Annotated in this window: 23 protein-coding genes, 3 pseudogenes and 1 riboswitch; of the genes and pseudogenes, 18 read left to right on the forward strand and 8 right to left on the reverse strand. The window is 70.4% G+C overall.

Going from position 1 to position 25,636, the window contains the following annotated elements:
• The first annotated feature begins 199 nt into the window (after window positions 1-199).
• Entirely contained in the window at window positions 200-676 is a 477-nt protein-coding gene (locus ACTWQJ_RS16075) for a hypothetical protein (protein WP_443307314.1), read from the forward strand.
• A gap of 155 nt (window positions 677-831) precedes the next feature.
• The gene (era, locus tag ACTWQJ_RS16080) at window positions 832-1,785 is read left to right on the forward strand and encodes a GTPase Era (RefSeq protein ID WP_165396431.1); all 954 of its coding nucleotides are present in this window, start codon (window positions 832-834) and stop codon (window positions 1,783-1,785) included.
• Window positions 1,786-1,788: 3 nt separating this feature from the next.
• Here era and ACTWQJ_RS16085 read toward each other — a convergent pair whose 3' ends face one another.
• Genes ACTWQJ_RS16085 through ACTWQJ_RS16095 form a run of 3 tightly spaced genes read right to left on the reverse strand, consistent with a single transcriptional unit; the run spans window position 1,789 to window position 4,546 of the window.
• Window positions 1,789-3,138, reverse strand: coding sequence for a GH1 family beta-glucosidase (locus ACTWQJ_RS16085; protein ID WP_443307315.1), 1,350 nt, complete (start codon window positions 3,136-3,138; stop codon window positions 1,789-1,791).
• A 46-nt stretch (window positions 3,139-3,184) separates the two neighbouring features.
• Window positions 3,185-3,451: a protealysin inhibitor emfourin gene (locus ACTWQJ_RS16090; protein ID WP_129801844.1), complete on the reverse strand. Its 267-nt coding sequence runs from the start codon at window positions 3,449-3,451 to the stop codon at window positions 3,185-3,187.
• Window positions 3,452-3,472: 21 nt separating this feature from the next.
• Window positions 3,473-4,546, reverse strand: coding sequence for a M4 family metallopeptidase (locus ACTWQJ_RS16095; RefSeq protein ID WP_443307316.1), 1,074 nt, complete (start codon window positions 4,544-4,546; stop codon window positions 3,473-3,475).
• Between the two features lie 320 nt (window positions 4,547-4,866).
• On the opposite strand from ACTWQJ_RS16095, the gene leuA reads away from it, so the two are divergent.
• The 6 genes from leuA to ACTWQJ_RS16125 all read left to right on the forward strand — a co-directional run bounded on the left by leuA (window position 4,867) and on the right by ACTWQJ_RS16125 (window position 12,418).
• Window positions 4,867-6,588 (forward strand): 2-isopropylmalate synthase, encoded by a 1,722-nt coding sequence (leuA, locus tag ACTWQJ_RS16100; RefSeq protein ID WP_443307317.1) that lies wholly within the window; start codon window positions 4,867-4,869, stop codon window positions 6,586-6,588.
• Between the two features lie 294 nt (window positions 6,589-6,882).
• Window positions 6,883-7,578, forward strand: a complete 696-nt coding sequence (locus ACTWQJ_RS16105) for a TerB family tellurite resistance protein (RefSeq protein ID WP_443307318.1) — start codon at window positions 6,883-6,885, stop codon at window positions 7,576-7,578.
• Between the two features lie 204 nt (window positions 7,579-7,782).
• A riboswitch (cobalamin riboswitch) is annotated at window positions 7,783-7,909 on the forward strand.
• A gap of 102 nt (window positions 7,910-8,011) precedes the next feature.
• On the forward strand, window positions 8,012-9,052 hold the full coding sequence (locus ACTWQJ_RS16110) for a FecCD family ABC transporter permease (protein ID WP_443307319.1): 1,041 nt from the start codon (window positions 8,012-8,014) through the stop codon (window positions 9,050-9,052).
• Window position 9,053: 1 nt separating this feature from the next.
• Window positions 9,054-9,812 carry an ABC transporter ATP-binding protein gene (locus tag ACTWQJ_RS16115; protein ID WP_443307320.1) on the forward strand — a complete coding sequence of 253 codons (759 nt, stop codon included), beginning with the start codon at window positions 9,054-9,056 and terminating at the stop codon, window positions 9,810-9,812.
• Between the two features lie 8 nt (window positions 9,813-9,820).
• Entirely contained in the window at window positions 9,821-10,813 is a 993-nt protein-coding gene (locus ACTWQJ_RS16120) for an ABC transporter substrate-binding protein (RefSeq protein ID WP_443307321.1), read from the forward strand.
• 114 nt (window positions 10,814-10,927) lie between these two features.
• Entirely contained in the window at window positions 10,928-12,418 is a 1,491-nt protein-coding gene (locus ACTWQJ_RS16125) for an alpha/beta hydrolase (protein ID WP_443307322.1), read from the forward strand.
• 113 nt (window positions 12,419-12,531) lie between these two features.
• Here ACTWQJ_RS16125 and ACTWQJ_RS16130 read toward each other — a convergent pair whose 3' ends face one another.
• Complete coding sequence (locus ACTWQJ_RS16130) at window positions 12,532-12,975, reverse strand: phosphatase domain-containing protein (protein ID WP_443307323.1); 444 nt, start codon at window positions 12,973-12,975, stop codon at window positions 12,532-12,534.
• A gap of 322 nt (window positions 12,976-13,297) precedes the next feature.
• Between ACTWQJ_RS16130 and ACTWQJ_RS16135 the strand changes: the two genes are divergently transcribed.
• From ACTWQJ_RS16135 to ACTWQJ_RS16155, 5 genes are read left to right on the forward strand one after another with little or no spacing between them, the layout of a single operon-like run.
• The gene (locus ACTWQJ_RS16135; RefSeq protein ID WP_443307324.1) at window positions 13,298-14,929 is read left to right on the forward strand and encodes an ABC transporter substrate-binding protein; all 1,632 of its coding nucleotides are present in this window, start codon (window positions 13,298-13,300) and stop codon (window positions 14,927-14,929) included.
• Window positions 14,930-14,947: 18 nt separating this feature from the next.
• Window positions 14,948-15,907: an ABC transporter permease gene (locus tag ACTWQJ_RS16140; RefSeq protein ID WP_129801852.1), complete on the forward strand. Its 960-nt coding sequence runs from the start codon at window positions 14,948-14,950 to the stop codon at window positions 15,905-15,907.
• The gene (locus ACTWQJ_RS16145; protein ID WP_443307325.1) at window positions 15,907-17,889 is read left to right on the forward strand and encodes a dipeptide/oligopeptide/nickel ABC transporter permease/ATP-binding protein; all 1,983 of its coding nucleotides are present in this window, start codon (window positions 15,907-15,909) and stop codon (window positions 17,887-17,889) included. The genes ACTWQJ_RS16140 and ACTWQJ_RS16145 overlap by 1 nt, the downstream gene beginning before the upstream one ends.
• Complete coding sequence (locus ACTWQJ_RS16150; RefSeq protein WP_443307326.1) at window positions 17,886-18,908, forward strand: oligopeptide/dipeptide ABC transporter ATP-binding protein; 1,023 nt, start codon at window positions 17,886-17,888, stop codon at window positions 18,906-18,908. The genes ACTWQJ_RS16145 and ACTWQJ_RS16150 overlap by 4 nt, the downstream gene beginning before the upstream one ends.
• Window positions 18,905-19,840, forward strand: a complete 936-nt coding sequence (locus ACTWQJ_RS16155; RefSeq protein WP_443307327.1) for a dihydrodipicolinate synthase family protein — start codon at window positions 18,905-18,907, stop codon at window positions 19,838-19,840. Before ACTWQJ_RS16150 ends, ACTWQJ_RS16155 begins: the two co-directional genes overlap by 4 nt.
• On the opposite strand, the gene ACTWQJ_RS16160 is transcribed toward ACTWQJ_RS16155, so the two are convergent.
• Window positions 19,837-21,033 (reverse strand): sialidase family protein, encoded by a 1,197-nt coding sequence (locus ACTWQJ_RS16160; protein ID WP_443307328.1) that lies wholly within the window; start codon window positions 21,031-21,033, stop codon window positions 19,837-19,839. The genes ACTWQJ_RS16155 and ACTWQJ_RS16160 overlap by 4 nt on opposite strands.
• Window positions 21,034-21,047: 14 nt before the next feature.
• Window positions 21,048-22,285 (reverse strand): annotated as a pseudogene (locus ACTWQJ_RS16165) (hypothetical protein).
• Window positions 22,286-22,502: 217 nt separating this feature from the next.
• Between ACTWQJ_RS16165 and ACTWQJ_RS16170 the strand changes: the two are divergent.
• Together ACTWQJ_RS16170 and ACTWQJ_RS16175 are read left to right on the forward strand one after the other, a co-directional pair.
• Window positions 22,503-22,700: pseudogene (locus ACTWQJ_RS16170) on the forward strand (type II toxin-antitoxin system RelE/ParE family toxin); the annotation flags it as partial.
• A 92-nt stretch (window positions 22,701-22,792) separates the two neighbouring features.
• Window positions 22,793-22,975, forward strand: a complete 183-nt coding sequence (locus ACTWQJ_RS16175) for a helix-turn-helix domain-containing protein (protein ID WP_443307329.1) — start codon at window positions 22,793-22,795, stop codon at window positions 22,973-22,975.
• A 59-nt stretch (window positions 22,976-23,034) separates the two neighbouring features.
• Here the strand turns inward: ACTWQJ_RS16175 and ACTWQJ_RS16180 are convergent, their stop codons facing one another.
• Together ACTWQJ_RS16180 and ACTWQJ_RS16185 are read right to left on the reverse strand one after the other, a co-directional pair.
• The gene (locus ACTWQJ_RS16180) at window positions 23,035-23,310 is read right to left on the reverse strand and encodes a DUF397 domain-containing protein (protein WP_443307330.1); all 276 of its coding nucleotides are present in this window, start codon (window positions 23,308-23,310) and stop codon (window positions 23,035-23,037) included.
• The gene (locus tag ACTWQJ_RS16185) at window positions 23,292-24,125 is read right to left on the reverse strand and encodes a helix-turn-helix domain-containing protein (protein ID WP_443307331.1); all 834 of its coding nucleotides are present in this window, start codon (window positions 24,123-24,125) and stop codon (window positions 23,292-23,294) included. The genes ACTWQJ_RS16180 and ACTWQJ_RS16185 overlap by 19 nt, the downstream gene beginning before the upstream one ends.
• 318 nt (window positions 24,126-24,443) lie before the next feature.
• On the opposite strand from ACTWQJ_RS16185, the gene ACTWQJ_RS16190 reads away from it, so the two are divergent.
• From ACTWQJ_RS16190 to ACTWQJ_RS16200, 3 genes and pseudogenes are all read left to right on the forward strand, one after another.
• On the forward strand, window positions 24,444-24,659 hold the full coding sequence (locus ACTWQJ_RS16190) for a hypothetical protein (protein ID WP_443307332.1): 216 nt from the start codon (window positions 24,444-24,446) through the stop codon (window positions 24,657-24,659).
• A gap of 43 nt (window positions 24,660-24,702) precedes the next feature.
• A complete protein-coding gene (recO, locus tag ACTWQJ_RS16195; RefSeq protein ID WP_129801862.1) occupies window positions 24,703-25,449 on the forward strand; it encodes a DNA repair protein RecO in 747 nt (248 codons plus the stop codon).
• Between the two features lie 22 nt (window positions 25,450-25,471).
• Window positions 25,472-25,636: pseudogene (locus ACTWQJ_RS16200) on the forward strand (isoprenyl transferase); the annotation flags it as partial.

Genomic DNA, 25,636 nt, shown 5'->3' on the forward strand with positions numbered 1-25,636 from the left:
CCCCCGGCTGGAGAGTTAGGCCGGATTTCAACCTTGCCCTCCTCTTCCTCTCGCGCATCAATGGACCCGTAAGTTCCGACGGACCGTCAGATTCAGGCTCGCGCAGCGTGCCCGCACCCCGCTGCCGGGTGGTCCGTCGGCGTATCTCCCGTCCATCCCCACATGGCATTCCCAGATACGGGAAGGGAGCCGGATCCCCATGAGAGGCAAGTGCACAGCAACAGGTGCGGCACTGGCGGTCGGGGCCCTCGCGGTCACCGGCGTCGTCCTCGCGCCCGCCGCCGTGGCCGTCGCCCCGGAGTCGGCGACGATCACCGCCGACTGCGGCACCTTCGGCGGCGGCGAGGCCACGCTCACGGCCACCCAGAACGGCACCGCCGCCACGATGACCCTCACGTCCTCCGCGATCACCGCGCCGATCGCGCTCGGCGAGGACTCGATCGCGTCCACGCTCACCCTGGTGAAGGGCAGCGGCGGCACGACCGCCTTCACCGGCACCGAGAACCCGGCGATGGCCGCCGGCGACAGCGTCACCGTCGGCCCGCTGAGCGGCACCGTGGCCTCCGGCGACAGCCTGGAGGCCTTCGGCGGTTCGCTGCGGATGACGGTCCTCGGCATCACCATCACCTGCACGGCGACCGGACCGCAGTCCCCGGGCCCGTTCGTGTTCGACTGAGAGCGATCGACCGAGAGCGATCGACCGAGAACGATCGACTGAGACCGGAACAGTGCGCTGCGCGGCCCCTCGCCCGGAAGGCGTCGGGGCCGCGCCCGTGAGGTCGTGCGGGCAGGTGTGCGGCGGGGCGTCGACGATCAGGGAGAATGGGCGGCATGAGTGTTCGCACCCCGTCATCCGAGCAGCCGGCCGACACTGTCCATCGGGCCGGCTTCGCCTGCTTCGTGGGCCGCCCCAACGCGGGCAAGTCCACCCTCACGAACGCTCTGGTCGGGCAGAAGGTGGCGATCACGGCGAACCAGCCGCAGACCACCCGGCACACCGTGCGCGGCATCGTGCACCGGCCCGACGCCCAGCTGGTCCTGGTGGACACGCCAGGTCTGCACAAGCCGCGCACGCTGCTCGGCGAGCGGCTCAACGACGTCGTCCGCACGACATGGGCCGAGGTGGACGTGATCGGCTTCTGTCTGCCCGCCAACGAGAAGATCGGTCCCGGTGACCGGTACATCGCGAAGGAGCTGGCGTCGATCAGGAAGACGCCGAAGATCGCGGTCGTCACGAAGACCGACCTGGTCGACAGCAAGACGCTCGCCGAGCAGCTCATCGCGATCGACCAGCTCGGCAAGGAGCTCGGCTTCGAGTGGGCGGAGATCGTGCCGGTGTCGGCGGTCGGGGACAAGCAGGTGAGCCTGCTCGCCGACCTGATCGTTCCGCTGCTGCCCGAGGGCCCGGCCCTCTACCCCGAAGGTGATCTGACCGACGAGCCCGAGCAGGTCATGATCGCGGAGCTGATCCGCGAGGCCGCGCTGGAGGGCGTCCGCGACGAGCTGCCGCACTCCATCGCGGTCGTGGTCGAGGAGATGCTCCCGCGCGAGGACCGTCCTGCCGACAAGCCCCTGCTGGACATCCACGCCAATGTCTACATCGAACGCCCCAGCCAGAAGGGCATCATCATCGGCCCCAAGGGCAAGCGCCTGAAGGAGGTCGGCATCAAGTCCCGCAAGCAGATCGAGGCCCTGCTGGGGACGCCGGTGTTCCTGGACCTGCACGTCAAGGTCGCCAAGGACTGGCAGCGGGACCCGAAGCAGCTGCGCAAACTGGGCTTCTGACCGTCACCTCGGCGCCCGCAGCATGTCCCGGAACCAGGCGTACGACGCCTTCGGTGTCCGCTCCAGCGTCTCCCGGTCGACATGGACCAGGCCGAAGCGGCGGGCGTAACCCTCCGCCCACTCGAAGTTGTCCAGCAGCGACCACACGAAGTAGCCACGCACGTCCACGCCCGCCGCCAGCGCCTCGTGCAGGGCTCGGACGTGCCCGTCCAGGTAGGCGATCCGGTCCTGGTCGTCGATCCCCTCGTACGAGCAGCCGTTCTCGGTGATCATGACGGGCGGGAGCCGGTCGCCGTAGTGCTCGCGGAAGCCGGTGAGCAGCTCGGTCAGGGCCTCCGGGACGACCGGCCAGCCGAAGTCCGTCACCGGGACGCCCTCGATCTGCCGTACGGAGAAGGGGAGGCCGGCCGGCATCGTCAGGCCGCCGAACTCGATCTCCGCCCCCTGGGGTGCGCCCACCCTGGTCGGCGCGTAGTAGTTGATGCCGTACCAGTCGACCGGCTCGGCGATCGCCTTCAGGTCCGCCTCGACGTCCCCGGGCATCAACTCGCCGATACCCGCCGGGTATTCACCCAGCAGGATCGGGTCCGCGAACAGCCGGTTGAGGAGTACGTCGTAGAAGTCCGCCGCCGCCACGTCGGCGCTGTCCTGCGACGCCGGCCAGGTCGGTCCGTGCGAGTTGGCGATCCCGATGTCCGAGGCGCCGGCCGCGCGCAGGGCGCGCACCGCCAGACCGTGCGCCAGAAGCTGGTGGTGGGCGACCGGGAGGGCGTCGAAGAGGAGCTGCCTGCCGGGTGCGTGGGCGCCCAGGGCGTGGCCCAACAGGGTGTGTTCGGCGGGCTCGTTGAGGGTGATCCACTTCGTCACCCGGTCGCCGAGCCGCTCCGCGACCACCGACACGTACTCCGCGAACCGCGCCGCCGTGTCCCGGTCCAGCCAGTCGAGCGTGACCGGCAGATCCCAGTGGAAGAGGGTCGGAACCGGACGTACGCCCGCCGCGCACAGCTCGTCGACCAGACGGTCGTAGAAGTCGAGGCCCCGCCCGCCCGCGAAGACCGCCCTCGGCCAGGAGACCGAGAAGCGGTACGCGTCCACGCCCAGGCCGGCCAGGAGGGCCACGTCCTCGCGGTAGCGGTGGTAGTGGTCGCAGGCCACCGCCGCGGTGGAGCCGTCCTTCACCCGTCCCGGCGCGGCCGTGAAGGCGTCCCACACGGACGGCTCGCGCTCGTCCACCGCTCCCTCGATCTGGTGCGCCGAGGTCGACACGCCCCACAGGAAGGTGTCGGGGAACGCCGGGAAATCAGGTGTCGGGTTCGTCGCGGTGTGCGCGTCAGTCGCCATGCGCCGGATCATCCGTACCGCCGGTAATGGAAGTCAACGGGCAGGCGTGAACAAGGAGTTACGCACCCTCCTTCAGCACCCGGCTGATCAGCCTGCGCTGCTCCTCCGTCAGCCGTGGATCCGCGCAGTACACGGTGTTCCCGTCCACGGTGATCTGGTAACTGAAGCCGTCGGGCACCCCGACCGGGGGCGCGCCCCGGCCGGAAGCGACCGCGCGCTCGGCCAGGGCGTGCCACTCCTGGGCGTCGGGCCGCCCCGAGGTGTCCACCTCGGCGTGCCGCTCGATGCCCGCGAATCCGCCCGTGCGCCTCACCTGAATACGCATGGGGATCTGTCTAGTACGGAACTACAGGGTGCGCACCCCCACCTGTTCCCAGGCCTTGAGCACCGCCTGGAACTCCTCGCCGCCGTCGCCGTACCGTGCCTTCGCGGCAGCGACGGTCAGCGTGGCGAACTCCGTGAAGTTCGCCCTCTCCTTCAGCTCGCCCCCGGTCAGCACGTCGTACCAGATCTGTCCCGCCCGCTCCCAGGCGTGCCCGCCGAGCGCGGTGGCGGCGAGGTAGAAGGCGTGGTTGGGGATGCCGGAGTTGATGTGGACGCCGCCGTTGTCGCGGCCGGTGCTGACGTAGTCGTCCATCGTGCCGGGCTGCGGGTCCTTGCCGAGGACATCGTCGTCGTACGCCGTGCCCGGCGCCTTCATCGAGCGCAGGGCCACGCCCGACACACGCGGGGCGAGCAGCCCGGCGCCGATCAGCCAGTCGGCCTCGGCGGCGGTCTGGCCGAGCGTGTACTGCTTGATGAGGGAGCCGAAGACGTCCGACACGGACTCGTTGAGGGCGCCGGGCTGGCCGAAGTAGGTGAGGTTGGCCGTGTACTGGGTGACGCCGTGGGCGAGTTCATGACCGATGACGTCGATGGGGATGGTGAAGTCCAGGAAGATCTCCCCGTCCCCGTCGCCGAACACCATCTGCTCGCCGTTCCAGAAGGCGTTGTTGTACTGCTCGTCGTAGTGGACGGTCGCGTCGAGCGGCAGGCCGTTGCCGTCGATCGAGTTGCGTTCGAAGGCCTTCAGGAACAGCTCGAAGGTGGCACCGAGGCCGGCGTAGGCGCGGTTGACCGTGGCGTCCTTGCCGGGCTCGTCGCCCTCGCCGCGGACCTTCTTTCCGGGCAGCTCGGTCCTGTGCCGGGCGTCGTAGATGGTGCGGTGCGGCTTGTCGGGCGCCGCCTCGGCGGGCGGGGCGACGGCGGGCGCGCCGAGGACCGTGGCCAGCCGGCGGTGGGTGCGCTCGTAGGCGTCGCGCTGCAGGGTCTGGCGGGCGGGACCGGAGAGCGCGGGGTCCTCGGCCTGGGCAAGCTTGTCGAGGACGTGCGGTGGAACGATGGTGCAGAAGACGGGCGTGAAGCCCCCGTTGGTCGTCATGCCCCAGCACCCTTGCACTGTGTTATGTCGCTGTCACCACCTGCAACCATGATTGGTGAAATGTGCCGACAAGGCGCCCCGGCGGCCGACTCCAAGTGGTATAGCGCACTTTTTGTCCTGTTTGTTCTCCTGGTCCCGCATACTGATACGGCCCCCCGCATCCGGAGGAGCTCGGCTAGCATGCTGCGCATCATGCGTTTCGGGCTGCTTCTTCTTAGCTGCCGCGGCGAGGGCCTGTAGTCGAGGCCGACTCCCTCCCCGCGGAGCTTGGCGTTGCGTCGTCGGCCGTCCTTCCGGACACCTTGAGGAGCCCACGCATCATGGCGAACCGCCAGCAGCCCAGTTCCATGCCGATCCACAAGTACGGCCGCTACCAGCAGGTCGACATCCCCGACCGCACCTGGCCCGAGAACCGGATCACCGCCGCCCCCCGCTGGCTCTCCACCGACCTGCGCGACGGCAACCAGGCCCTGATCGACCCCATGTCGCCGGTGCGCAAGCGCGCGATGTTCGACCTGCTGGTCAAGATGGGCTACAAGGAGATCGAGGTCGGCTTCCCGGCCTCGGGCCAGACCGACTTCGATTTCGTACGGTCGATCATCGAGGATCCCGGTGCCATCCCCGAGGACGTCACGATCTCCGTACTGACCCAGGCCCGCGAGGACCTGATCGAGCGGACCGTCGAGTCCCTGAAGGGCGCACGCCGCGCCACCGTCCACCTGTACAACGCCACCGCCCCGGTGTTCCGCCGGGTCGTCTTCCGCGGCTCCAAGGACGACATCAAGCAGATCGCCGTCGACGGCACCCGGCTGGTGATGGAGTACGCGGAGAAGCTGCTGGGCCCGGAGACCGAGTTCGGCTACCAGTACTCGCCGGAGATCTTCACCGACACCGAGCTGGACTTCGCGCTGGAGGTCTGCGAGGCGGTCATGGACGTCTGGCAGCCCGGCCCGGGCCGCGAGATCATCCTCAACCTGCCCGCCACCGTCGAGCGCTCCACGCCCTCCACGCACGCGGACCGCTTCGAGTGGATGGGCCGCAACCTCTCCCGCCGCGAGTACGTCTGCCTGTCGGTCCACCCGCACAACGACCGCGGTACTGCCGTCGCCGCCGCCGAGCTGGCGCTGATGGCCGGCGCCGACCGCGTCGAGGGCTGCCTGTTCGGGCAGGGCGAGCGCACCGGCAACGTCGATCTGGTCACCCTGGGCATGAACCTGTTCTCGCAGGGCGTCGACCCGCAGATCGACTTCTCCGACATCGACGAGATCCGTCGTACGTGGGAGTACTGCAACCAGATGGAGGTCCACCCGCGCCACCCGTACGTGGGCGACCTGGTCTACACGTCCTTCTCCGGCTCCCACCAGGACGCCATCAAGAAGGGCTTCGACGCCATGGAGGCCGACGCGAAGGCCAAGGGTGTCACGGTCGACGACATCGAGTGGGCGGTGCCGTACCTGCCCATCGACCCCAAGGACGTCGGCCGCTCCTACGAGGCCGTCATCCGCGTCAACTCGCAGTCCGGCAAGGGCGGCATCGCGTACGTCCTGAAGAACGACCACAAGCTGGACCTGCCGCGCCGGATGCAGATCGAGTTCTCGAAGATCATCCAGGCGAAGACGGACGCCGAGGGCGGTGAGGTCACGCCGAAGGACATCTGGGCGACCTTCCAGGACGAGTACCTGCCGAACTCTCAGAACCCCTGGGGCCGTATCCAGGTCAAGAACGGCCAGTCCACGACCGACCGGGACGGCGTGGACACGCTGACCGTGGAGGCCGAGGTCGACGGCGTCGAGACGACGCTGGTCGGCACCGGCAACGGCCCGATCTCCGCGTTCTTCCACGCGCTGCAGGGCATCGGCGTCGACGTCCGGCTCCTGGACTACCAGGAGCACACGATGAGCGAGGGCGCCTCCGCGCAGGCCGCCTCCTACATCGAATGCGCCATCGACGGAAAGGTTCTGTGGGGCGTCGGCATCGATGCGAACACGACACGTGCCTCGCTGAAGGCGGTCGTCTCGGCCGTCAACCGGGCGGCTCGCTGAGGGTTCGCTCCGCTGGGTTGGGCCGCGATAGGGGGGTGCCGCGATCGGTTGTCGGTCTTCTGCGGCGCCCCTGTGGCTGGTCACGCAGTTCCCCGCGCCCCTTTAAGGGCGCTGCCCTAACCGGGGTTCAGAGGCCCCGCTCGCCGTTTGTCGGTGGGCGGGGCCGTCGGTTTCCGGCCATTGACCTGTGCAGGTCACGGAAAGGTCTCGTCCTGGGTACTGACTCCGCCTCACCGATGTGGCTAACATCACGCAAGCGCGGCGATGTTGCCGTGGGGTTACGGGAGGTGCGACGTGCTGCCAGGACGGGGACGAAACGGCCGTGCCACCAGGCGTTCGCGCATGCTGGGCACCCGTACCGCATGGACGGCCGTCGGCGACGGCGAGTTCTTCTGCCCCGGCTGCGGGGGCGACCGCAACTACCAGCGGCTGACCGGCCGCCGCCGCTTCATCCTGCTCGGCCTGCCCGTGCTGCCGCGCGGCAACACCGGGCCGGTCGTGGAGTGCGCGGCCTGCCGGCGCCACTTCGGTGCCGACGTCCTCGACCATCCGACCACCAGCCGTTTCTCGGCGATGCTCCGCGACGCCGTGCACACCGTCGCCCTCGCGGTGCTGGCCGCGGGCGGCACCCGCACCCGTACGTCTTTGTCGGCCGCCGCGGGAACGGTGCGTGCGGCCGGGTTCGAGGACTGCACCGAGGAACAGCTGGGCGCCCTCGTCGAGGCGCTGGCCGCGGACACCGGACGGGTCTTCGGGGCGCCCTGCGGACCGGGGCTGGCCATAGAGCTGCACGAGGCCCTCGACCCGCTCGCCCCGCACCTCGCCCCGGCCGGCCGCGAGTCGATCCTCCTCCAGGGCGCCCGCATCGCCCTGGCCGACGGCCCCTACACTCCCGCCGAACGCGAGGTTCTCACCACCGTGGGCGCCGCCCTCACCATCACGTCGGACGAGGTGAGCCGTCTGCTGGCGGCGGCGCGGACGCCGTCCTGAGCGCGAACGCGAGACGCAGGGCCCAACTGGTCATCGTGGCCTACGAGTCGGGGCAGGTGACTCCTGCGACGATGTGACCGACAACCGGTCACCGTCCTTGGAGGGTGACGTCGAGCCCGAACCAGGGACCTCCACCCATACGAGGCTGCCTGGGCCGCTCCCGCGGGAACGCAGGGCGCCGATGTCGACCGATGCCCGGTTTGCTACGCTCCCCCCGCGTCCCGTGGGGGAAGTCCGGTGAGAGTCCGGCGCTGACCCGCAACGGTAAGCGTGGCCGCCCCGGTGGACGGTTCGCGCAAGCCCGATTACCCGCGGTTCGTGACCCTGTGACTGCTCGCCGTGGACTGCGGGAAGGGGATCGCGCGGTTCGGCCGTGCGGGCCGTCTCCTTGCTCTCGTTCATCAGGCGGCCCGAGGCGAAGGACCCGCCGACCGTGCGCCGAATACCCGTCGTGCCGCTGTCCCTTGGGCTCGGGCTGTTACTCGCCCTTTCCCTGCTGTGCGGGGTGGGCCTCGGTGCCGCCGGGCTCGGCTGGGCCGGCGTCTTCCGTTTCCTGTGGGCGGGGCTCAGCGGCGGGACGGTCAACGCCGGTGACGTCGCCCCGTACACCATCGTCTGGGAGATCCGGCTGCCCCGCGTCGTCCTCGCCGCCGTCGTCGGGGCCGGGCTCGCTGCCGTCGGGGTCGCCGTGCAGGCCATGGTGCGTAATGCCCTTGCCGATCCGTTCGTGCTCGGGATTTCGTCCGGTGCCGCTGTGGGAGCCAATGCCGTCATCCTGCTGGGTGTTTTCGCGGGGCTCGGGGTGTGGGCTCTGTCCCTGTCCGCCTTCGGGTCCGCGCTCGCCGCCATGGCGATCGTGTACGCCGTTGCCCGGTCCGGAACGCACGGGCTCACCCCGTTGCGGCTGATCCTGACCGGGACGGCTCTGGCGTACGGCTTCGAGGCCGTGACCACGGTGATGGTCTTCGGCGCCGCCCGCGGCGAGGCCGCCCGGTCCGCGATGATGTGGCTGCTCGGGAGTCTGGGCGGGGCGACCTGGGGGAAGGTACCGATCGCCGCCGTGACCGTGGCGGCCGGGTGGGCATGGCTTGCCCGGCGCGCAGAGTCGCTGAACGCCCTTGCCATGGGGGACGAGACCGCCGTAGCACTCGGAGTGCAACCGGCCCGACTACGGCGGGAGTTGTTCCTCGTCACCGCCGCCGTGACCGGGACCGTCGTCGCCGTCAGCGGGGCCATCGGGTTCGTCGGGCTGATGGTGCCGCATGTCGTACGGATGCTCGTCGGTGCCGATCACCGGCGCGTGCTGGTCGTGGCTCCCCTCGCCGGGGCCGTCCTGCTCGTGTGGGCGGATGTGCTGTCGCGGCTGCTGTTCGCCCCGGCCGAACTGCCGGTCGGGGTCATCACCGCCGTCGTCGGGGTGCCCGCCTTCCTGCTGCTGATGCGACGCGGCGGCTACGCGTTCGGAGGTCGTTGACATGCGGCTCGACGTCGAGGACGTGTCCGTCGCCGCCGGTGCGGTCCGGCTGGTCGACGATCTGAGACTCAGCGTGAAGAGCGGGGCGTTCGTGGGGCTCGTCGGGCCCAACGGGAGTGGCAAGTCGACCCTGTTGCGGTGCGTGTACCGGGCCTTGCGACCGAGCGGCGGTACCGTGCGGCTCGACGGTGACGACGTGCACGCGATGGATCCGCGGACCGTCGCGCGGGTGCTGGCCGCGCTGCCGCAGGAGTCGTCGGCCGAGTTCGACTTCACCGTCGCCGAGGTCGTCGGGATGGGACGGCTGCCGCATCAAGGGCGGACGGCCGCCGAAGACCGGACCGTCTGCGCCGAGGCCATGGACCGGACCGGGGTCACCCATCTCGCCGGCCGCGGGTTCCTCTCCCTCTCCGGCGGTGAAAAGCAGCGCGTCCTCATCGCCCGGGCCCTCGCCCAGCAGCCCCGTGTCCTCGTCCTCGACGAACCCACCAACCACCTCGACATCGCCCACCAGTTGGACATCCTGTCGCTCGTCCGCGCCAGCGGGCTGACCGTGCTGGCCGCGCTGCACGACCTCAACCTCGCCGCCGCGCACTGCGATCTGCTGTACGTCGTGGAGGGGGGCCGGGTCGTGGCCTCCGGGCCACCGCACGACGTGCTCCGACCGGAGCTGCTCGCCGAGGTGTTCGGGGTGCGCGCCCATCCCGTACGGCACCCGGAGACCGGCGCCGTCCAGCTTCTCTTCGACCTCCTCCCCTAAGGACCTTCATGCGCCAGCCCGTTGTCGCCGCCGCCCTCTGCCTCGCCGCCCTCGCCACGGGGTGCGGCGCGCAGGTCGACACATCGCCCGCCGACGGCGCATCGAGCGTCACCCTCACTAACTGCGGCAAGAAGATCACCTACGACAAGGTTCCGAGCCGTGTCGTCACCAACGACGTCGGGATCACCGAGCTGATGTTCGCGCTCGGCCTGGAGGACCGGATGGCCGGGTTCGTGATGCCCGACGACAAGGGCGACCTGGGCGGGGTGCCGTGGAAGGACGGCTACGACAAGGTGCCGTGGCTGTCGAAGGACCAGGTGACGAAGGAGAACGTCCTGGACGCCCGTGCGGACCTGGTCTTCGCCGGGTGGAACTACGGGTTCCGTGAGGACGCGGGCTTCACCCCGGACGCGTTGCGCAAGTTCGGCATCCCCTCGTACATCCTCACCGAGTCCTGCCGCAACGGCCGTACGGAGATCTCCCGGGGCATCATGCCGCCGCTGCAGGCGCTGTACGAGGACCTCACCAACCTGGGCAAGCTGTTCGGCGTGGAGAAGCGGGCGGCCGAGCTGATCGCCGGCTTCCGGAAGCAGGTGGCCGACGTCGAGGCGAAGGCACCCAAGGGCGCCGACCGTCCCAAGGTGTTCCTCTACGACAGCGGTGAGGACCAGCCCTTCACCTCCGGCCGATACGCCGCGCCCGACCAGATCATCGGCAAGGCGGGCGGCGTCAACGTCATGCACGACCTGGAGGACTCGTGGACGACGGTCGGCTGGGAAACGGTCGTCGAACGCAACCCCGACGTGATCGTGATCTGCGACTACGGCGATGTGAGCGCGGAGCAGAAGAAGAAGTTCCTGCTGTCCTACGCCCCGTTGCGGAACGTTTCCGCGGTCAAGCACAAGCGCATCTTCACGCTGGACTACGTCGACCTGGTGGAGAGCCCGCGCAACCCGTCGGCGATCGCCCGCCTCGGGGAGTACTTGCGGACGCACCAATAAGTGTTGGCGAGGGTGTCGGGGTGAACCCGAAGGGCGGGACTGGGGTAATCCCCCGGGCGAAGTGGGTCGTTGCCCGGATGTGACGGATTATCAAGATCCGTCACGCTCGGAGACATGAAACCGATGACGAAGAGCCTCGCCCTGATCGCCTCCGCCTCCGGCATCGTGTTCGGTGTCCTGGCGCCCCTCACCGCGTCCGCCACGAGCGGCATGTCCGCGCCGCTGAAGTGGACCAAGTGTGAGGGCACCGGCCTCGACCCGCGGCAGGAGTGCGCGACGGTCGAGGTGCCGATGGACTACGCCGACCCGCAGGGACCGACGATTGACGTCGCCATCTCCCGTATCCCCAGCGAGAAACCGTCCGCCCGCCGCGGCGCCCTGATGCTGATCGCCGGTGGACCCGGCGGGTCCAGCCTCAACGACCCGTCGGGCAAGGGCCAGAAGCTGCCGCAGGAAGTACGCGACGCCTACGACCTGATCGGGTTCGCCCCGCGCGGGCTGGCCCCGTCCACCTCCGCCACCTGCGGCATCGAGCACGCCGACCTCGCCATCTCGGCGTCGCGGCCCTGGCCCGCCCCCGACGGCTCCATCACGGAGAACCTGGTCTACGCACAGCGCGTCTCGGACGCCTGCGCACGCAACGGCGGCGAGCTGATCCGGCACATCAGCTCCGCCAACGAGGCCCGCGACATCGACCGCATCCGGGCCGCGCTCGGCGAGCGGAAGATCTCCGCGTGGGGCGTCTCGTACGGCACGTATGTCGGCGCCGTCTATGCCGAGCTGTTCCCGCAGCGCACCGACCGGATCGTGCTGGACAGCAATGACAACCCCGACCCCGTCAAGGTCCAGCGCGCCTGGCTGGCCGCGCATGAGCGAGGCGTCGAGGACGTGTTCCCCGAGTTCGCCAAGTGGGCGTCCACGCCCGGCAATCCGGACCGGGTCGCCGAGACGCCGGCCGGGGTGCGGACGGCCTTCCTGGATCTGGCCGCCCGCCTCGACCGCGAGCCGATCCCCTGGCCGGGCGCCAACCCGCCCGCGCTGGACGGCAACGTGCTGCGTCAGACCATGCTGAACACCATGTACGACCCGGACGACTTCCCCGGCCTCGCCCAGCTGATGCTGGCCGTGCAGAAGGGGACCGTGCCGCCCGCGCCGCAGTCCCCGCCGGAGGAGGTGCTGCAGAACGTCTACGCGGTCGCCGCCGGGACCATCTGCAACGACTCCGCCTCCGCCTGGCCGGCGTCCGCCGACGCGTACCAGAAGGACGTCTTCGAGAGCCGGGCCAAGTACCCGCTGACCGCGGGCATGCCCCGGAACGCGATGATCTGCGCCGCGTGGCCCTACGAGCCGCGTGAGGCGCCGGTGCGGATCACCGACGAGGGGCCGTCCAACGTCCTCCTCGTGCAGAACGAACGCGACCCGGCCACCCCGCTCAGCGGCGCCCTGAAGATGCGTGCGGCGCTCGGCAAGCGGGCGGTCATGGTCGTCAACGACTCCACCGGCCACGACGCCTACCTGGCCAACGGCAACGCGTGCGGCGACCGGACGGTCTCCCGCTTCCTGGCGACCGGCGAACGGCCGAGCCGGGACACGTACTGCGCGTAGGGGCCTGTCCCCCGATGGGCGGCGGTGCAACCTCCTGACCACGAGGCCGGACCGGGACGCGCCGCGCGTCGACGCCCTGACCGCCGACGCGACCACCCTGCTCGCGGACACCCTCACCCGGTGGCGAAGCCCCGCACATACCGCCGCTGCCACCATGTCTCCACCGCCCGCCGGTCATAGTGCGCGCGGACGTACGCCACGGCCTCCTCGGCCGGTACGCCGTCCAGGACGGCCAGGCAGGCCAGGGCCGTGCCGGTGCGTCCGCGTCCGCCGCCGCAGGCGATCTCGACCCGCTCGCGGGCGGCACGCTCCCAGGCCTCGGTGAGGGCCGCGCGGGCGTCGGCGCGGTCGGCGGGGAGGCGGAAGTCGGGCCAGCGGAGCCAGCGGGAGTCCCACGGGACGGTGGGGGGCCGGCTGCCGAGCAGGTAGAGGCCGTACGACGGGGTGGGCGCCCCTGAGGGGAGGGCGTGCCGCAGACCGCGTCCCCGCACCAGCCGCCCCGACGGCAGCCTGAGCACGCCCGGCGTCTGCTCGTCCCACAGCTCCTGCGTCTCCACGGGATCATTCGAACCCGTCCGCCGCACCCGGGCAACCGAATCCGCCCAACCGGTGCTCGCGGTCAGGCGCGGGACGCCCGGGCGCCGTCGACCTGGTGGAACACCGTCCAGAATGCTCCCCGTCTCCGGCGGCCGGCTGCGTCAACTCCCGCCGTTTCGTACCGCCATTGGTGCGACCTCTGGCAGATACGCCATTCGTGTGTGATCTCTTGACTGCCCTCACGGCCGCTCCTATGGTCGCGCTGACCGCAGGACGTAGGACGTCGTATCTCCTGATCGTCCGATTCATCCGACCGCCTCCCCCACCCCTCCCGGAGGACCCGTGCGCGACGTGACCAACGACGTTCCGGCGCTGCACCGCCGCTCGTTCCTGAAGTACACCGGCGCTCTCGGTGCCGCCGCCGCGGTCTCCGCGTCGCTGTCCGCGTGTTCGGCCGGCCCGGAGTCCACCAACGACACCGGCGACGGGGGCGAGGGCGCGAACCGGACGCTCACAGCGGTCATCGGCTACGGGAACGACGGCAGCTGGGATCCGACGCAGACCGCGTCCGCGTTCTGCATGGCCGGCAACAACCACATCTACGAGGGGCTGCTCGACACCGACCCGATCTCGCGTGAGCCGTATCCGGCCCTGGCGACCCAGGTGCCGGCGGACCTCACCAGCACGTCCTGGAAGTTCACCCTGCGGGCGGGCGCGAAGTTCCACGACGGCAAGCCGGTCACCGCCGACGACGTGGTCTTCGTCTTCGACCGGATCCTCGACCCGGACACCCAGACCCTGGCCAAGGGGTTCTTCGAGCCCTGGCTGAAGGACGTGCGGAAGATCGACGCGCAGAACGTCGAGCTGGTCCTGAAGTTCCCCTTCCCGGAGGGCGCGTCCCGGCTCACCCTCGCGAAGATCATGCCGAAGCACGTCTTCTCCCGGCCCGGCGCCTGGGACGAGGCGATCAAGGGGCTGGCGGTGGGTTCGGGGCCGTACCGTCAGGCCGCGCACCACCCGAAGTCCAACACCACCTTCGAGGCGTTCGCCGACTACAACGGCCCGCGCCCGCCCGCCTTCAGGAAGATGAACTGGCTGACGATCGTCGACGCCGCTCCGCGCGTCGCGAAGATCTCCGGCTCGAGCGCGGGGGCGCAGATCGCGGACAACATCCCGTACGCCAACATCGGCCGGCTGGAGAGCGGTGGGCTGACGGTGGCCGGCGGGGCCGGGATGAACAACCTGTTCCTGATGTTCAACACGCGGCGCAAGCCGTTCGACGACGTACGGGTGCGTCAGGCGCTGCACTACGCCATCGACACCGAGACGATGGTGGAGGTGGCCCTCAAGGGGCACGGGAAGCCGTCGTCGTCGTTCCTCGACGAGAGCAACCCGGCCTACCGGCGCGCGAAGACCGTCTACGGCCACGACCCCGACAAGGCCAGGGCTCTGTTGAAGGAGGCCGGGGTCAGCGGGCTGAAGGTCGAGATTCTCGCGGTGAACGTCAGCTGGATCGTCGACTGTCTGCCGACCATCAAGTCGTCCTGGGACGCGATCGGCGTGCGGACCACGCTGTCGCCGCAGGAGACCACGGCCGTCTTCACCAAGATGGACCAGAAGCAGGACTACCAGGTCGTCGCCGCCGCCTCGAACCCCAACCAGTTCGGCCTCGACGCCGACCTGATCATGCACTACAACTACGGGCCCGAGAACCTGTGGATGCAGTACGCCCGCTGGGCCGACGACCCGGTCGCCAAGCAGTTGTTCAGGGACATGGACCAGGCGACCCGGGAGGCGGACCCGGACCGCAAGAAGGCGATGATCCAGGACTACATCGACGTCGTCGCCGAGCAGGCCGTGCTCTACCCGGTCGTCCACAACGAACTCATGACGGCCTGGGACCCGAGCGAACTCGCCGGCATAAGGGCCCAGCCGTACCCCGGAATCAACGTCCTCCAGGCCAAGTGGGCTTAAATCTCCGGGAGTTGGTCCGTGGTCGCCATCGTCAGGATTCTGGCCCGCCGTATCGCCCTGCTCGTGCCGCTGATGCTCGGCATCGTGCTGTTCGTGTTCCTGGTGATGCGGTTCTCGGACGTCGACCCGGCGTCCGCGTTCTTCCAGGGCGCCAACCCGACGCCCGAGCAGCTGCACGACTTCCGCGAGGAGCACGGCCTGCTCGACCCGCTCCCCGTGCGCTACGTCGCCTTCGTCGGCGACCTGCTGCACGGTGACATGGGCACCAGCGCGCTGACCCGCGGCGAGGTGATCGACCAGGTCATGACCGCGCTGCCGCTCACCATGCAGCTGACCTTCCTCGGCCTCGGCATCGCGGTGGTGCTGTCGCTGATCGGCGGGGTCACCGCGGCGATCTACCGGGACCGGCTGCCCGACCAGATCATCCGGGTCGTGTCCCTGACCGGCGTGGCCGCGCCCGGGTTCTGGCTGGCGCTGCTGATGATCCAGTACCTGGCGGTCGACCTGGGCTGGTTCCCGACCGGCGGCTACATCAATCCGGCGGACTCCTTCACCGGCTGGCTGAAGACGATGACGCTGCCCGCCCTCGCCCTGTCGCTGCCCGTCGCCGCGCAGCTGACCCGGATCGTACGCACGGCCGTCGTGGAGGAGCTGGACAAGGACTACGTCCGGACCGCGATCGGCAGCGGGCTGCCGCCGCGGGTGGTGGTCGGGCGGAACGTGCTCAGAAACGCCCTGATCAATCCGCTGACCGTGCTGGGGTTGCGGGTCGGCTATCTGCTCGGCGGCGCGGTCGTCATCGAGACGATCTTCTCGCTGCCCGGCATGGGCAAGCTGATGATCGACGCCGTGAAGAACGGCGACCCGGCCGTCGTCCAGGGCGTCGTCCTGACGACCGCGACCGGCTTCGTCGTCGTCAACCTCGTCATCGACATCCTCTACCTGCTGGTCAACCCGCGACTGAGGGAAGCGGCCTGATGTTCACGCGCAAGCGCCTCACCGAGGCCCTGGCCCGACCCGGCGTCCGGCTGCGCGGCTGGCGCCGGCTGCCGCTGCTGTCGAAGGTCGCCGTCTGCTTCCTGGCGCTGGTGGTGCTGGTCGCGGTGTTCGCACCGCTGCTCGCGCCGTACGACCCGCTGGAGCAACTGCCGCCGGTCGACGGCACCGGGCATCCGTCCGCCGAGCACTGGATGGGCCAGGACAGCCTCGGCCGGGACATCCTCAGCCGGCTGATGTACGGCGCCCGCTGGTCGCTGGCGATCGGGCTCGGCGCCACCGCGCTGGCTCTGCTCGCGGGTTCGCTGATCGGCGCGGTCGCGGCTACCTCCCGCAAGGCGGTGGACGAGACGCTGATGCGCTGTCTGGACGTCGTGATGGCGTTCCCGGGGATCGCGCTCGCCGCCGTCCTGGTCGCCGTGTTCGGCGGCGGGATCACGGTGCTGATCTGCGCGATCGCGTTCCTGTTCACGCCGCCGGTCGCCAGGGTCGTACGGGCGAACGTGCTGGATCAGTACGGCGAGGACTATGTGACGGCCGAGCGGGTCATCGGCGCCCGCACCCCGCACATCGTCCTCAAGCACGTGGCCATCAACTGCGCGGCCCCGGTGCTGGTGTTCTGCACCGTGCAGGTCGCCGAGGCGATCGTGTTCGAGGCGTCGCTGTCCTTCATCGGGGCGGGCGTCCGGCCGCCGGACCCGTCGTGGGGCAGCGTCATCGCGGACGGCAAGAACATGGTGCTGACCGGCGGCTGGTGGGCGACCGTCTTCCCCGGGCTGCTGATGCTGGTCACCGTGCTGTCGCTGAACATCCTGTCGGAGGGGGTGTCGGACGCGTGGGCGGCTCCGGCGGCGCGGGAGGTGGAGGTACGCAAGGAGACCGACCGGGTGGAGGCCCCCGAGCCCGGCAGCGGCAAGGTCATCCAGCTCCCCGGCCTGGCCGAGGCCGCCCGCCGGCTCCGCTCCCGCGCCCGCCCGCTTCCCGACGGGCGGCCGGTGCTCTCGGTCGAGAACCTCGCCATCGGTTTCGACCACCGGCACCACGGGGTGGACATCGTCGACGGCATCAGCTTCGAGGTGCATGCCGGTGAAGTGCTCGGCCTGGTCGGCGAGTCGGGCTGCGGCAAGTCACTGACGGCGCTGACCGTCATGGGCCTGCAGCCCAAGGGGGCCCGGGTGCGCGGCCAGGTCCGCTTCAACCAGCGCGACCTGCTCGCCGAGCCGATGCGGGTACGCCGCAGGCTCCTCGGCCACGAGATGGCGATGATCTACCAGGACGCCCTGTCGTCCCTGAACCCCGCGATGACCATCCGCGCCCAGCTCAAGCAGGTCGTACGGCGCGGCGGGCACCGCACCCCCGCCGACCTGCTCACCATGGTCGGCCTCGACCCCGACCGCACCCTGCGCAGCTACCCGCACGAACTCTCCGGCGGCCAGCGCCAGCGCGTCCTGATCGCCATGGCCCTGTCCCGCGACCCGAAGCTGATCGTCGCCGACGAGCCGACGACCGCGCTGGACGTGACCGTGCAGGCGCAGATCATGGAACTGCTGCTGAGGCTGCGCGAGGAGCTGGGCTTCGCGCTGATCCTGGTCTCGCACGACCTCGCCCTGGTCGCGGACATCACCGACCGGGTGGTGGTGATGTACGGCGGGCAGATCGTGGAGACGGGCGTGACCGCGGACCTGGTGGAGGCGCCGGCCCACCACTACACGCGCGGACTGCTCGGCAGCGTGCTGTCGCTCGAGTCGTCCCAGGAGCGGATGACGCAGATCAAGGGCGTCGTCCCCTCCCCCGCGGACTTCCCGGCGGGCTGCCGGTTCGCGGACCGCTGCCCGATGGCGAGCGAGACCTGCCGGACGACGGCCCCGGACCTGCTGGGCACACGCACCCACACGGCGGCCTGCCACCATCCGGCGGTCCTGCTGGTGACCGAGGGCGAGGCGGAGAGCGAGGTCGTCACGTGAGCGCAGTGCTGGAACTCGCCGACGTGCATGTCGTGCACAAGGCCCGCACGGGGGGTGTCTTCAAGCGGGACAAGGTGTACGCCCTCACCGGCGCCGATCTCACGATCGCGCCCGGCGAGACGGTCGGCGTGGTCGGGGAGTCCGGCTGCGGCAAGTCGACGCTGGCGAAGGTGCTGGTGGGCGTGCAGCGGCCGACGTCCGGGACGGTGTCCTTCCGCGGCCGTGACCTGTGGACCATGTCGGCCGACGAGCGCCGGGCGGCGATCGGCAGCCACACCGGCATGATCTTCCAGGACCCGTCGACGGCCCTGAACCGCCGGCTCACCGTCCGGCAGATCCTGCGCGACCCGCTGGACGTGCACAAGCGCGGCACGGCAGCCCAACGGGACGAGCGGGTACGGGAGCTGATGGCGCTGGTGGGACTGCCGCGGGCGCTCGCCGACGGGCTGCCCGGCCAGCTCTCCGGCGGTCAGCGGCAACGCGTCGCCATCGCCCGCGCCCTGGCCCTCGACCCCGACCTGGTGGTGGCGGACGAGCCGACCAGCGCCCTGGACGTGTCGGTGCGCGCGCAGATCCTCAACCTGCTGCTGGATCTCAAGGAGAGGCTGGGCCTGGCGCTGGTGTTCGTCTCGCACGACATCCAGACGGTACGGCGGATGAGCGACCGGGTGATCACCATGTACCTCGGCCGGATCGTGGAGGAGGCCCCGGCCGACCGGGTGACGGACCGGGCCAGGCACCCGTACACCCGCGCCCTGTTCTCCGCGACCCCCGGCCTCCTCGACCCCATCGACCCGATCCCGCTCGTCGGTCCGGTGCCGTCGGCGACCCGCCCGCCGAGCGGATGCCCGTTCCGTACCCGATGCTGGAAGGCGGACGAGGAGTGCGCCGAGTCGATGCCCGGGATTTCCGTCTCGTCCGCCTTCGGGCATCGCTTCCGCTGCCACCATCCGGTGGCGGAGGACCAGCCGACCCGTGAACTCGTCGGCCAGGCGCAAGTTCTGAGGGAGCCCAGATGACCCTTCCCACCCCGCTGACCGGTGTCGTACCGCCCGTCTGCACGCCCCTGACACCGGACCGCGAGGTGGATGTGCCCTCGCTGCTCAGGCTGGTCGACCATCTGATGGCCGGCGGAGTGCACGGGCTGTTCGTGCTGGGTTCGACCTCGGAGGCGGCGTATCTGACGGACGGGCAGCGCGAGCGGGTCGTGCGGGCGGTGGTGGACCATGTGGGCGGGCAGCTGCCGGTCCTGGCGGGCGCCATCGACATGACCACGCCGCGCGTACTGGACCACGTGGGGCGGGTCACGGCGGCGGGCGCGGACGCGGTCGTCGCGACCGCCCCCTTCTACACCCGCACCCACCCCGCGGAGATCGCCCGCCACTACCGGATGCTCGCCGCCACCTCCCCGGTCCCCGTCCTCGCCTACGACATCCCGCCCGCCGTGCACACCAAGCTCGCCCCCGAGCTGGTGCTGGAGCTGGCCGCGGACGGTGTGCTGGCCGGGCTGAAGGACTCCAGCGGCGACCTCGGCGGTTTCCGCAGGGTCGTCACCGCCGCCCGCACGCACCCCGGCCTCACCGGGTTCACCGCGCTGACCGGCTCCGAGGTCGTCGTCGACGCCGCGCTCGCGCTGGGCGCCGACGGGGCGGTGCCCGGCCTCGCCAACGTCGACCCACACGGCTACGTCCGCCTCTACCGGCTGTGCCGGGCCGGCGACTGGGAACGCGCCCGCGCCGAACAGGAGCGCCTGTGCACCCTGTTCGGCCTGGCCGGTGTCGGGGACCCGGCGCGGATGGGCGGAAGCTCCTCGGCACTGGGCGCGTTCAAGGCGGCCCTGCATCTGCGGGGGGTCATCGCCTGCCCGGCGACGGCGGAACCGCAGGTGCCGCTGTCGCCGGACGAGGTGGAGCGGGTGGGGAAGTTCCTGGCGGCGGCCGGGTTGCTCTAGGCAAGGTCGTCGAGCGGTAGGCGGCGGAACTCGAGCGTCTCGTACGTGCTCGTCACTCCCGTCTCGTACAGGATGCCGAGCGTGTTCCGGTCGAGGCGTACGAGGTCGGAGTAGGCGGCCCGCTGCTGGGACAGGGTGAGGGCCTTGGTGAAGGTCGTGCCGCCGTCCGTGCTGCGCCAGACCGCCATCGCCTGACGGGCGGTGGGCACGGACGGGCCGGAGAACAGCAGCCCGGCGCCCGGGTGGTGCAGGACGCTGCCCTGCACGATCGGCACGTCGTCGAGGGTGGACTGGACCGTGTACGGCCGTTCCAGGGAGGCCGCCCCGTCGGCGGAGTGGCTGTCGAGGCGGTTGCCGGCGCTGGTGCCGTGCTGGTCGCGGGCGGAGAAGTAGATCCTGCCGTCGGGGAGTTGGGTGGCCGTGCTCTCGTTGGCGTTGTTGTGGCCGTCGTAGGAGTCGTCGACGAAGCCCAGCCGCCAGGTGCGGCCGCCGTTGTCGCTGTAGAGGGCGTGGGCGCCGTAGTACCGGGGTTCCTCGCCGGTGTCGGGGGAGCCGGCGGGCGGGGCGGCGGAGTGGTTGGCGGGGACCACCAGCCGGCCCTTGTGCGGGCCGCGGGTGAGGGCGATCGCATGGCCGGGGCCGGTGGCGTACCAGCGCCAGTTCGGCCGTTTCACCGCCGCCGTGATCTCCTGCGGGCGGGTGAAGTGACGTCCGTCGTCGACGCTGCGCTGCACGAACACCCGTCGGCCCTGATCGGGCGTCACCTCGCCACGCATGATCTGCGCCTCCGTCACAGCACCGCTGTTGTAGGACGTGAGCAGCACGACCGCGCCGGTGCCGGGGTCGACGACCGGCGCCGGGTTGCCCCGCGTGTCGCCGTCCCCGGCGGCGACGACCGTCAGCGGGCCCCAGGTGCAGCCGCCGTCGGTGGAGCGGCGGACGACCACGTCGATGTCGCCGGAGTCACCGGCACCGCCGCGCCGGCCCTCCGCGAAGGCGAGGACGGTGCCGCGCGGGGTGCGGACGGCGGCGGGGATGCGGTACGTGTCGTATCCGCCCTCCCCGGAGACGTACGGGACGGAGGACGTGCACCGGCCGGCGGCGGAGGCTGGGGCGGGCACGGTGAGCGAGCTGAAGGCGACGGGGGTGAGGAGCGCTGCGGCGGTCAGGAAGGCGCGTCTCGGACGTGGCATCTCAGGAACCGTTCCTAACAACTGAGCGGGAGTGTGTCCTGGTGCCAGGACGCGTGCTCAGCCGCGTGCCCCGAACGGTGTTGGGCACGCTGGTCGCCCGCTTTCGCTCCGCGTCCGGGCGGCACGCATCTGGTGCGTGGTCCGGGGATGCGGGGCGGGGTCCCTCACGCCTTCGGGTGTCGGGTCCGGCCTGGGCGGTCCGATGCCCGTACCCATCGCTCTGGTGGGTGCGGGGCGGTGCCGTCCGTCGCCGGATCGGATGCCCGAGGGCGCGCCGTCCGATCGCCACGGCTGCCGCGTCGTGGCGCGTGGTCTTACGGGTGACCGCCACCACCCCCTTCGCCAGGGCCGCCTCCAGCGGCAGCACCGGAACAGCAGCGCGCTGCCAGCAGGCGGTCACGTACCAGCGGCCGCGCACCACATCGTGGTGGATGCGGTAGGCCACCGCCCGGTTGTTCGTGATCCGGTCCCGCCACTCCTCGCCCCGGTGCCGGAACGCCGCGGTGGCGTCCAGCACGTAGCGGCCGTGCGGGGCGTTGGCCAGGTGCGCCAGTGCGGCCGGGAGTTTGACCGTGACCTGTCCGGTGGCGGTGATGCGGATGGTCTCGTTGCCGCAGGGCTTGCCCGACTCCCCGTCGGCGGTCAGGAACATCCGCGCCGCCTGCCACCGCTGTCGCCACGCCCGCTCGTCCAGCCCGGCCTCGTCCAGATGGTGGCGCAGATGCGCGAGCTTCCTGCCGCCGCGCACCACGTGCACCCGGCCCGCCGCCCAGTCCGCCTCCACCCCGGCCAGCCGGTCGGTCAGGGCGTGCAGGCGGCGGGACTTGGCGTGCCACTCCGCCCGCGAGCCGTACCCGCGCGGGAGCCCATCGCGTTTGTCCGCCTTGGCGCCCACCGGGCGGGCCAGCCGGGCCTGGATGGACGCGATCTGCCCGCGCAGCCAGGCCATGTGGGCCACCTGGCCGCGCCGGGCCAGCGCCCACTGGTCATGCGTGGCCTTGGTGATGCTGCCCGCCCAGCGGGCCGATGAGGATCCGGACAGCTCCCGCTTGCGGGCCGCCCACGCGTCCGTGCCGTGGTCCAGGCCCTGCCGGGAGCGCACCGCGAGATCGCCCGCGGCCAGCGCGCCGAGGAACCCACCGACCTCGGCCAACACCGCCGCGTCGATATCCGAGACCGGCAGCCGGGCCCGGATCGCCACCCCCGCAGGGCCGGGCACCGCAAACGCCGCCGCCCTCCGCAGCCCGCCCACCCCATCACCCCCACCCGAACGAAGATCTCAACTCACCCAACGAGCCCCACCCGCAAAGGTCACCCATTCGACAGCCAAACTCCCTTTCATCCCACCCCGAAACCCGCCGCCCACCTTCACCCACAGCACCAGCACTCACACACACTCGCCGATACGCGCATACACCCGGTCAAACGGCAGTAGCGGGAACCCTCCCAGCGTGTTTAGTGAATGCTAAAAGGAACTGCGTCCTGGCTCGTCGGGCTAGAGCGAGGTCCGTGTCCTGTTCATGTTCGACCCGTGGCGTTCGGCGATTCTCTTGGTTGCAGGAGACAAGGCCGGGAACTGGAGCGCCTGGTACGACGAGGCGGTTCCGCTGGCCGAGATTCGGTACGCGGAGTACGTGGCTGATCGGAAGAGGGAGTCGGGGCAGTGAACGGAAGCGTCAGGTGGTCGGCAAGTGGGCACCGTGAGCGGGCAGAAGAGCTGTCGGGTGGTCGTGAAGCCTTTCTTGACGGTGCTCAGCGCATGCTGGCCGAGGTGCGGGCCTGGCGCCTGGCCGACATGCGTCAGGAGCGCGGCTTCACCCAGGCTCAGGTGGCCGAGCACATGGGCGTGAGCAAGGGCCGGGTGTCGCAGATCGAAAGCGGCCAGGTCTCCGTACGGATGTTGTGGCGCGATACGTGGAGGCGCTGGGCGGCAGCCTGGTGATGGTGGCCGTCTTCGGCGACGGGGAGCTGCGCAAAGTCGGCTGACGTGGGACGCCGTGGTCAGCTCGTCACGGCGCCGATGAACGCCGTCCACGCGGCCGGCCCGATCACGACCACTGGACCGTGCGGCACCTTGCTGTCCCGGACGGGGACAACGCCGGGGACTCCGTCGGCGACCTCGACGCAGCTGCCGCCTTCGCCGTTGCTGTAGGTGCTCTTGCGCCAGCGGGCGGCGCCGGGGAAGTCGTAGGCGACCTCGATGCAGTCCTCCCCGCCCGCGCCGCCGCTGTGGCTGCTCTTGCGCCAGCGGGCGTTGGTCAGGACGTACTCGCGCATCGTCTGTGGTCCTCCGACGCCGACTCGATCAGGGCCAAGGACGCCTCCGGCGACAGCGCGACGCCCCTGAGGAGATCGTAATGCGCCCGAGTTCGCTTCACCACCGCCGGTTCGTCCAGCAGATCCCCCGAAAACACGCCTTCTGTATAGACAGTTGGTGGGGCGTCCTCGAAGTTCATGAGCTTCATCATCTTGCCCATCTGCGCGTGCGCCCCGGCCGCGAACGGCAGTACCTGCACCAGCCCCGTGCGCTCCCGTACCAGGGCTGCGATGTGATCGAGCTGGTGCGCCATGACCGCCGGGCCGCCGACGGGGATGCGGAGCACCGACTCGTGGAGGACCGCCCAATACACGGGCCGTGCAGCGTCCTTGAGGAGCTGCGTGCGGTCCATGCGTCCCCTGACCAGTTCCTCGATGTACTCGTCAGCGGCTAACGGGTTGTTCGCCAGAAACACAGCTCGCGCGTACTCCCGCGTCTGGAGCAGCCCCGGCACCACCGCTGGCGCGAACTCGGAGATCCCCGTCGCCAACCGCTCCAGCTCCACCACATGCGCGAAGTACTCCGTATACGGCTGCTCCTTGATGAGCTTGCGCCAAAGCCGCTCGAAAATACCGTCGGTTTGCAGCGTCTCATCGATCCGCCGCGCGATATCCAGCTGAGGCTTTCGAATAGCCTGCTCGAACTGCCCGATATACGCCCCGGACACGAATACCCGCGCCCCCAGCTCCACCTGGGTGAGCCCCGCATCCTCGCGGCGTCGCTTCAGTTCCGCCCCGAAGAACTCCCACGCCGCCTGACGTGAACCGTTGGCCATGGCCAACCCCCTTGCCCTGCCCCGGCTTTGCAGTGCACAGGCTTCTGCCGAGTGTAGGGCGACCAGGTCATTCTGGAGTCGGAAAGCGTGAAACTCGACGGCGAAGGGGAACCAGGTGGAAGCACGACACTCGGCGCTGTGCGTCGAAGAGGCGGAGGACACCTTGAACGAATTGCGGACGGCACTCGAAAAGGCCGGAATTACCCTGCCGTCACTGCGACTCGATCCGGCGAGCCATGCCCGAGAGGCGCCCTGTCCGCTGGTGGAACTGGGCCGGTGTTCGATGGAGACCGCCCGACGGCTCGCGGCGGTGCTCCGGTGAAGCCCCCGGTCGGTTCCTACGTCGTGGACACCCGGACCGGGCGGCTGGGCGTCGTCATGGGACACGAGGGACCGTACGTGCAGGTGAGACCGTACGGCGGCGGGCGGGAGTGGGACGCCGATCCCGGTGCCCTGCGCCACGCCACCGCGGCCGAGCGGCTCAGCGCGGCCACCGCCCACGCCAACGCCCGCAGTCGCGGTGAGGTTCCTTGAAGGAGACGAAGGAGGGGCCGCCCGCGTAGGAGAGAATGGGCGCATGAGCCTGTTCCGCGACGACGGCATCGTGCTGCGCACCCAGAAGCTGGGTGAGGCGGACCGGATCATCACGCTGCTCACCCGCAGTCACGGGCGGGTACGCGCCGTAGCGCGCGGGGTGCGGCGGACGAAGTCGAAGTTCGGGGCCAGGCTCGAGCCCTTCTCGCACGTGGACGTGCAGTTCTTCGCGCGGGGGAGCGAGCTGATCGGGCGCGGGCTGCCGCTGTGCACGCAGAGCGAGACCATCGCTCCGTACGGCGGCGGCATCGTCACCGACTACGCCCGGTACACCGCCGGGACGGCGATGCTGGAGACCGCCGAGCGGTTCACCGATCACGAGGGCGAGCCGGCCGTCCAGCAGTACCTGCTGCTCGTCGGCGCCCTGCGCACGCTCGCCCGCGGCGAGCACGCACCGCACCTCGTCCTCGACGCCTTCCTGCTGCGCTCCCTCGCCGTGAACGGCTACGCGCCGAGCTTCACCGACTGCGCGCGCTGCGGTCTGCCGGGGCCGAACCGGTTCTTCTCGGTGGCGTCCGGCGGATCCGTCTGCGTCGACTGCCGGGTGCCCGGCAGCGTCGTACCCTCGCCGCAGACCCTGGAACTGCTCGGCGCGCTGCTTACGGGAGACTGGGAGACCGCGGACGCCTGCGAGCCGCGGTACGTCCGGGAGGGCAGCGGGCTGGTGTCGGCCTACCTGCACTGGCATCTGGAGCGCGGGCTGCGCTCACTTCGGTACGTGGAAAAGTAGACCTGAGGGAGACGAGAAGCACATGGCCGTACGCGGGTTCCTGGGGCGTCAGCGCCGGGAGTACAGGACGCCGGAGCCGCATCCCTCGGGCGCGCGGCCTCCGAAGATCCCCGGGGAGCTGGTCCCGAACCATGTGGCGATCGTCATGGACGGCAACGGGCGGTGGGCGAAGGAGCGGGGGCTGCCG

It is taken from the genome of Streptomyces sp. KR55 (assembly GCF_052245645.1).
GTDB classification, from domain to species: domain Bacteria; phylum Actinomycetota; class Actinomycetes; order Streptomycetales; family Streptomycetaceae; genus Streptomyces; species Streptomyces flavusporus.